Annotated in this window: 3 protein-coding genes; all 3 read right to left on the bottom strand. The window is 37.2% G+C overall.

Annotated features, from left to right (window positions below; all coding sequences use genetic code 11):
* Positions 1-50 precede the first annotated feature (50 nt).
* Complete coding sequence (locus PF272_RS12055; RefSeq protein ID WP_271142940.1) at positions 51-1,478, bottom strand: HlyD family type I secretion periplasmic adaptor subunit; 1,428 nt, start codon at positions 1,476-1,478, stop codon at positions 51-53.
* Positions 1,479-1,487: 9 nt separating this feature from the next.
* Positions 1,488-3,599, bottom strand: a complete 2,112-nt coding sequence (locus PF272_RS12050) for a type I secretion system permease/ATPase (protein ID WP_081277302.1) — start codon at positions 3,597-3,599, stop codon at positions 1,488-1,490.
* A gap of 71 nt (positions 3,600-3,670) precedes the next feature.
* The coding region (locus PF272_RS12045; RefSeq protein WP_271142939.1) for a S8 family serine peptidase at positions 3,671-8,966 on the bottom strand (5,296 nt) is incomplete at its 5' end.

The following is an 8,966-nucleotide window of genomic DNA, read 5'->3' as shown; positions in this document are numbered from 1 at the left end:
TAATATGTAAAAAGCTGGATTTAAACTCCAGCTTTTTTATAAAAGATAGATTATCTTTCTCTCATACTTTCACTCAGAGTTTCCTGTAGTGGACTTAATAAATAACTAATTACTCGACGTTTACCTGTTTTAATTTCTGCTGTAACACGCATCCCTGCACTTAAAGGGATCTTTTTGCCTTCAATAATTAAATAATCTTGATTAATACTAATAATGCTTGAAAAAACTAATCCAAGATCTTTATCCTCAATAGCATCAAAACTCACTGAGCGTACTGTTCCTGTAATATAGCCATACCTCGAATATGGAAAAGCTTCTATTTTTATAGTAACTGGTTGTCCAACTTCGATAAATCCAATATCACTATTACTTATCGATGCCGTTACTTCCAATTTATCTTCCTCAGGTACAATAACCATTAAGTTTTGTGCATCTGTCACCACACCTCCGATGGTATGTACATTCAATTGTTGTACTGTGCCTGTGACAGGTGCAGTAATTGATGTCGTACTTTGACGTTGAGCCAATTTTTGCTCTTCAAAAACTAGTTGTTCAACTTGTTCTCGGGCTTGTCTTAGTGCATCCTGCGTATCTCGCCGAAATGAAAATAATAAAAGATCATAAGCATCTCTAGCTTGCTTAATACTCGCTTCAATTTCAACTAGTTTATTTTGTTGTGATCTTAGTTCATTTCTAATTTCAATAACTTTCGTTTCTTGTTCAAAAAAACTATGTTTGGATAAAGCAGCTTTTTCATACAGACTTTTTAAATCATTTAAGCGTATTGCTTCAATTTTTTCTAATCCTTGATATTTTTCAACTTGATATAACGCCGTCTCTCGCTCAGCTTCACGTTGTTTTAATAATGATTCCGCCTGTTCACGTTGCTTAATATACGCATTAAATTGTTCCACAATTAAATTTTGTGCATTTACCACATCAACATCTGTTTTATTTAATCCATTAGGTAAAACTAATGTTGGCGATTTTTTTGTTACCATAGTCTCTAACAAAGCTTCATTTCTAGCTACGGCTAACCTCGCATCTTTTAATGCTTTTTTTGTTTTTTCAAAATCAGCCTCTACACCTAAGGTAGTAAGCGCTAACAGTTTTTGTCCTTGAGTGACTTTTTGTCCATCTTTAACAAAAATCCCTTTTACAATGGCTGTTTCAACAGACTGGATAACTTTGCTCTTACCTGTATAAGTTAACTTACCTGTCGCAGATGCAACAATCTCTACCTTGCCCAATATTGCCCAAATAACAGCAATAATCGTTAACAGCATAATCAATCGAGCAATCCAACGAGGTAGTGCAGAAACAGGTTTTTCAATAAGTTCTAAGTGAGCCGGTAAAAATTGATATTCATCCTCTGTACGTTCCACATTATCTAACTGGCGACGTATTTTCCAAACTGCTCTAAATTGCTGACAATAACGTACTAAAAAATCCTTAAAAGCTTGGCATTTTACATTCATCGTATGACCTTATTGTCTCGTTTGAAGTTGATTTAAATAGTGATAAAAACTGTTATCTTGAGCCAGTAGTTCATCATGACTACCTCTTTCAATTAACTTGCCTTTCTCCATGACAAAAATCGCATCCGCATCTCTGACAGTGGACAATCTATGTGCAATAATAATGACTGTTCTACCATGGCAGATGGCCTTCATATTTTGCATTAAAATACGTTCTGACTCATAATCCAATGCACTAGTTGCTTCATCAAAAATTAGGATCCGTGGATTAGTAATAAGTGCTCTTGCTATCGCAATTCGTTGCCGCTGACCGCCTGAAAGGCCGGCACCTTGCTCACCAATAATCGTATCATATCCTTGTGGTAGAGTGGAAATAAACTCATCAGCTCCTGCTAATTTAGCAGCCTTAATAACTTGTTCAATGGCAATACCTGGTTGTGCAATAGCAATATTGTCACGAATACTACGATTTAATAACACATTTTCTTGTAATACCACGCCAATTTGACGGCGTAACCAATCTGGTGAAACAAGAGATATATCTTGTTTATCAATTAAGATTTGACCATGAGTAGGAATATATAGCCGCTGAATTAATCTGGCGATTGTGCTTTTTCCAGATCCTGATCTTCCTACAATCCCAATGACTTGTCCTGCTTTAATAGAGAAAGAAACATCGGATAAAATTTCATTACCCTCTGGACGATATTTAAAATGTACTTGTTGAAATTCAATATCCCCTCGAATAGAAGGTAAAGCAATTTTACTTTTTGGATTTTCAGTTGGTGTATTTAAAATATCCCCTAGTCGCTCTACAGAAATGCCCACTTGTTGAAAATCTTGCCATAATTGAGCTAACCGAATGACAGGCGTAGTTACTTGCCCGGCAAGCATATTAAACGCAATTAACTGGCCAATACTTAAATCACCACTAATAACTAAATGAGCTCCTAACCATAAATTAATCACCATCACTAATTTTTGGATCAGTTGTACACCTTGTTGTCCAATTGTAGCAATTTTTGTTACTCTAAATCCTGCCGTGACATAACTCGCAAGCTGCTTATCCCAATGGTTAATCATCTGTGGTGATATAGCCATAGATTTAACAGTATTCATTGCGGTTACTGATTCAACTAAAAAAGACTGATTATCTGCATTTCGTGCAAACTTTTCATCCAATCGTTTACGTAAAATGGGTGTAATCAGAATTGACCATAAAATATAACAAGGCAATGAAATCAGCACGACTAACGTAAGCCAATGACTATAGAACCACATAACAGTTAAAAACACGATTGAAAAACAAAGATCGAGCACTGACGTTAATGCCTGCCCAGTCAAAAATTGTCGTATTTGTTCTAACTCTCTTACTCGAGCAACCGTATCTCCCACTCGTCTGGATTCAAAGTATGCAAGCGGCAAAGCTAGTAAATGTCGAAATAATTTTGCTCCTAGTTCAACATCGATTCTGCTTGTTGTATGTGCAAAAATATAGGTTCTCATTCCACCTAAGAGAATTTCGAAGATAACCACAATACATAAAGCTATCGAAATAACATTAAGGGTACTGAAACCTTGATGAACTAAAACTTTGTCCATCACAACCTGAAAAAATAAAGGTGTAATGAGCGCAATAATCTGTATCACCAAAGAAACAACGATAACTTCAGTGAAAATCTTGCGATATTTAATAATAGCCGGAATAAACCAAGTAAAATCAAATTTGGCTAATGCACCTAACACAGAGGCGCGTGAAGTTAGTGCAATAATTTTCCCTGTATAACGTTCACTAAATTCTTCCGCTGTCAGCACACAAGGCTCGCCTTTTGTTAAATCATGAATAAGATATTTATTTTGCTGTTTATCTATTTTCGCTAAAATAAAATGTTGTCTTTCATTTTCGTCCCAAACGAGAACGGGTAAATGCATATATCCTAATCTATCAACTGATTTATTTAATGCTTTAACTTGTAATCCTAATGATCGTGCAGCTAACTGCCAACGAGTTAAATCTAATCCCGTATTATCGGGATCAAATTGATGAGTAATATCGTCTGCATTGACAGCTATCCCATGATAACGGGCCAAAATTACTAATGCAGATAACGCATTATTCATTCCACTTCTTCTCTTTTCAAAAAAAAGAGGTAACATAAAAATTATGTCACCTCTTATCCCTCACCTATATATTAACGCCAGTTTGCCGCTAATACTGGGGTCAATTGTTCTTGGTAATCCTGAGGTAAATTGATTTGTCCAGCACTCGGAACAGCAAAATTAGACATTGCATTTACTAAATTGTCCACTTGTGCATAACTTAATCGTTTATTACCTGCCACAATATTTTCTACCTTGTGATCTAACTGCGGATTATAAAAGTCATTTACAATGACATTATCTTGTGTACCAATAACACCAATAATTAAGTCATTTTCAGAACGACTAAACCATAATTGATCATGATTAACTTCAGTAAAACGTAAAGTATCATTACCTTGTTCTTCCATAATCACATCAATACCGTCACCACGAGCAAACACATAGGTATCATTGCCTTGGCCACCAAATAGAATATCATTTCCTTGTCGGCCTTGGAGTGTATCATTACCAGCATACCCCATCAGGCGATTATGCCCTTGGTTACCCAGCAGTTTGTTATTAACACTATTTCCATTACCAGCAATGTGTTGATCCCCTATTAACTCAAGATTTTCGATATTATCCGATAGCGTGAAAGACACACTACTACGAACAAGATCTACACCTTGATTAAATTTCTCAATAACGGTATCTAAGGTAGAATCAACCAAGTAAGTATCATTACCTTCACCACCAATTAAGGTATCATCGCCTAAACCGCCATCTAAAACATTGTTACCACTATTACCGACAATACGGTTGTTTAAGCGATTTCCTGTACCATTAATTGCACTGCTACCAAGTAATTGCAACTCTTCAACATTGTCTGCAAGACGATATGAAATTGTTGACTTGACAATATCATAGCCAGATTCATTCGCTTCGATAACTTTATCGCCACTATTATCAACTACATAAACATCATCACCTTCCAAGCCGATCATCGTATCAGCTCCCGCTTTGCCATCAAAATAATTGCCAACTGCATTACCTTGTAAAGTATCATTACCGCTACCCCCATTAAAGGTTTCTTGTAGTCGTGGTAATGGATTAACTGTTGCAGGCTCAATAAAGTGACTTTGTTTTAATTGACTAATACGGACATTATACAAGCTAATGTATTGTGTATTTTCACTTGGTTTACCTAGCCAAATCCTTGTGATATATCCACCATCAATGACAAACTCTTGCATTTCAATATTGAGTAATCCTATATCATATTGTGATAAATCAATTTTTTCATTTGGATCATTCACATCAAAATCAACAATGAGATTTTTCAGCAATCCTTTTCCAACACCAGGTGAATTATCTTTTACAACAACAAAACGATCTGAACCGCTACCACCAATCGCTAATGCCTTATTAATCTCAACACCTGTTAAAGTTTGATTTGTTGCATAATACTTATTTTGATGGCCACTAGCTGCATCGTCACCTTCTAAATAAATAACATCATTACCATCGCCACCAGAAAGGCTATCTGATCCAGCACCGCCGTGTAATGTATCATTACCAGCACCCCCTTCTAAGATATCGTCGCCATCACCGCCGTCAAGGGTATCATGGCCACCACCACCTAAGATGTGATCATTACCTTCATTACCATATAAGAGATCATTTCCACCTGTTTGACCATTACTTTGATGTTCGCCAACGAGTAGATCATTACCCATACCGCCATATAAAGTATCTGCACCTTCACCGCCAAAAATTCGATTATCGCCAGCTGTACCCCAATAAGCTACGCCAACATCCGGTAATGCAGTTTCTGACGTATCACTCGCAAAACCATATCCATTATATTTTTCCATATATAATGTATTATATTTTTCTGCAAGAATAACGACATTATTTAGGCTTAAACTACTTGCCTGTAAATTCGTAAAGCGTACATATTGATTATTACCTAAAGACAATATGGTATCTTGTCCATCTTGTCGTAAATCAAGACGTTTAAGACCAGGGAATTCAGCTAAAATTAAGCGATCCACTCCCACTTTAAAGTCGGTAATCGTGTCTGTTGTATTCGCATTTTTATTTACAACAAAGGTATCAAAGCCGTCTCCACCGGTTAAAGTATCATTACCTTGAGCACCATATAATGTATCATTTCCCGCAGCACCTTCTAATTGATCATTGCCTCGACCACCAATGAGTAGATTATCTAACGCATTTCCGACTAAATGATCATCACCATCACCACTAATTACCCCTTCGATCTGACTTTCATTCATAAAGAGGAAACTACCATTTAAATTCCCGAAGCCCATATTCAAATCAACGAACATATTGCCACTCATTGCAGCAACATTGACGATATCGAAACCATCATCAGTATCTTGTAATGAACTACGTGTTTTACTGAGGTATTTATATTCATCGGTATAAACATATGTATCATTAGTATTATTAGCAAAGCCCTCAAAGCTTAGGCTCCAATCATGTAATGTTCCTGTTTCACCTGTTGTTGTATCGAATACTTGGAGCTTCCATTCACCCACAACACTTTCACCTCTTAATAAGGCAGTATTAAAGGTATATTGGAGTGTTTGGCTACCATTAAATGTTTTATCACCTTCCGGATTATCTTTTGATTTACCCGCTTCATTTAAGAGTAAAGATTCAGTACCTGACGGAGAAATTAATTTCAAGGCAACATCACTGGCACGTGAGTGAGTTAAATTGACTGTGACACTCACATTTTCGACACGTAGTGTTGAACTATTTACCGTAACAGAGAACTGACGACCACCATTATCATCAATTTGTTGATCTAATTTACCGGAACGATAAATATGCTCTAAACGTGTTTGATTATCATATGTCGATTGCATATGCCAATTTTCTGCCAACCGCACTGCGGCTTTTGCATCAACCAATCCATAACCGAAGTCATGACTAACATGGCGACCACCATTATTCCATGTGCTATCACCGTTCCATTGCCAATCACCGGTCAAGACATTTTCACTTGTTGCTGTCAACGATAAAATTTCTTGTACATCTCGATAACCTAAGTTCGGATTTGCTTCCAACATCAGAGCAATAATACCCGTCACAATTGGCGCAGAATAACTTGTACCATTCACTGAAGCTGACTCTGAGCCTAATGTACCGCCATTTGCATTAATTAGACGACGAGATGTGGTTACAACATGAGAACCATGGGCAGAAACTAATACACTAGCGCCCGCATTGGAATAAGGTGCAATCACTGTCTTGTGGTTATCATCTAACTCTGCTGCACCAACGACAACAGTATAAGGAGAGGATGTTAAGTAAGAGTAGTTAGCGTTGCCACCTTCCATCCGTTCATTACCGGCTGAATTAACAATAACAGTGCCTAAGCCTTTCCGCCCTTGTGTTAGTGCCGCACGATAATTATCTGTTAACCATTTATCTGCAACCGCCTGATCTTTTTCGTTTTGGAGCTGTTTAACAAAATTCTCTTTACGTCCCCAACTATGATTAACCACATCATAGTCTTTCATTTTTGCTAAACTTCTCGTATCTGCACCAACCCAATAGCTAGCTAATGTCGCATTATAAGCAACCCCGACACCGTCTTCGCCATTGCGTGCACCCACCATTACACTTGCTACTTCCGTTGCATGTTTACTAAAGAGTTTATCTTCCTCACGTGTAGTAAATTCATATCCATAGCGCCAATTTTTATCAATATTTGCACGTAATTCTGGATTACGATAATCAGCCACCTCTTCAGCGACCGAAAATGGGCCACTAGGTTCAAACTGACCAATTTTTATACCTTGACCTGTATAATGTTCCCATGCTCCAATTACTTTAGATTCTTGTAAATAGTATTGCTCATAGAAGAGAGGATCGGTCGGTAGATCTGGCGTCTTAAAATAAACTTGCGCAAAACGTTCTTTACCGCCCACAATAATACCGGATAGATTTTTGTTATCCATCAAGTGATATTTAAAGCCAGCAACACCTTGATAAGTTGGATCTGGTGTAAATTGAATATCAAAATTTTCTGTCACACTCAAAGTACCACCACGAACATCAAACGCTTCTGCAACAATTAAAGTATCACCCTGAAGATCAATATCATTTGCTAATAATTGTGCTTGAGTAATGATAAAGCTGCGTTTTCCATCTAAACTTTGACCATTTTTATCGACTGCAATAATATCCATAACAGGTACAGCATTATCAATTCCACCTAAATCATGCTCAACAGATGGGAGTATATAATCTTGAATGTCTGTAAAGGCGGCTTTTTCAACATTAATTAAGAAATCTGTACCATCACGCCCTTGAACTTTATCTTTAATTAAGATACCGCTTTCTAATTTAGTAATTTCATATTCTTCGAACTTACCTGAATATTCTGCGATATCATCTCCGCTTCCACCATCTATGAAGTCGTCACCACTTTCCCCAATGAGAGCATCATCTCCTGCCCCACCAAACAATTTATCGTCATCAGTACCGCCATAAATTAGGTCATTTCCACTATCACCAGAAAGTATATCTTTACCACGATGGCCTCGGATTACGTCATCACCCTCACTACCAGAAATAAAATCATCACCGTTTTCGCCCGCCAGAGCATCATTTGCGATACTACCTATTATGGTATCATTGCCATCACCACCGCGTACAAAAACCGAACTATTTCCTGAAGAGTAGAAGAAATCATCACCACGTCCACCATTGGCCACTTCAACTTCTGCTGCCCCAAGATCTAACGTTACGCCTTTATTACCAATTACTTGGACAATATCATTATCTGCACCACCGTGAATATTTTCTGATAAATCATCGCCATCAATAATGAGTACATCTTCTCCGGCTCCACCGAAGAAAGTATCACTACCCGCACCACCAACTAACCAGTTATCCTTATCATTTCCTTGTAAAGTATCATTACCACCACCCGCTTCAATATTCACTACACCTAACGCTGTAGCATCTAATGTACGAGATTCATCTGTTGTCGCAGTAAAGCTGGTCATTGCCGCGATACGTTCATCTTTTTGAGTTGATGTAATCTTTCCACCCTGTACATTTGTGATCGTATGACCCCGAGGGTTGGCCAAGAAATTAATAGAAGCAATATCATAATTTTTATTATTACGGACAAGATTACCTTTTGCTAATAACTCATTTCCTTGGTAAAACTCACCATTTTTAAATTGATAATCTAAGTTAATTGCTGTAATACCTAATGAGTTAAGTGTCAATAATTCTCCGTTTTCTGTAATCCCATTTTGGTTTTTATCTTGCCATACCCTTACTTGATTAAATGCACTATCCTTCGCATCAAATTTATTATCATTATTACTATCTAAGGTACGTAGTGCCTCAAAACCA

It is taken from the genome of Gallibacterium faecale, assembly GCF_027920745.1.
Lineage (GTDB): Bacteria > Pseudomonadota > Gammaproteobacteria > Enterobacterales > Pasteurellaceae > Gallibacterium > Gallibacterium faecale.
This window is presented reverse-complemented; position numbering and strand designations above follow the sequence as displayed.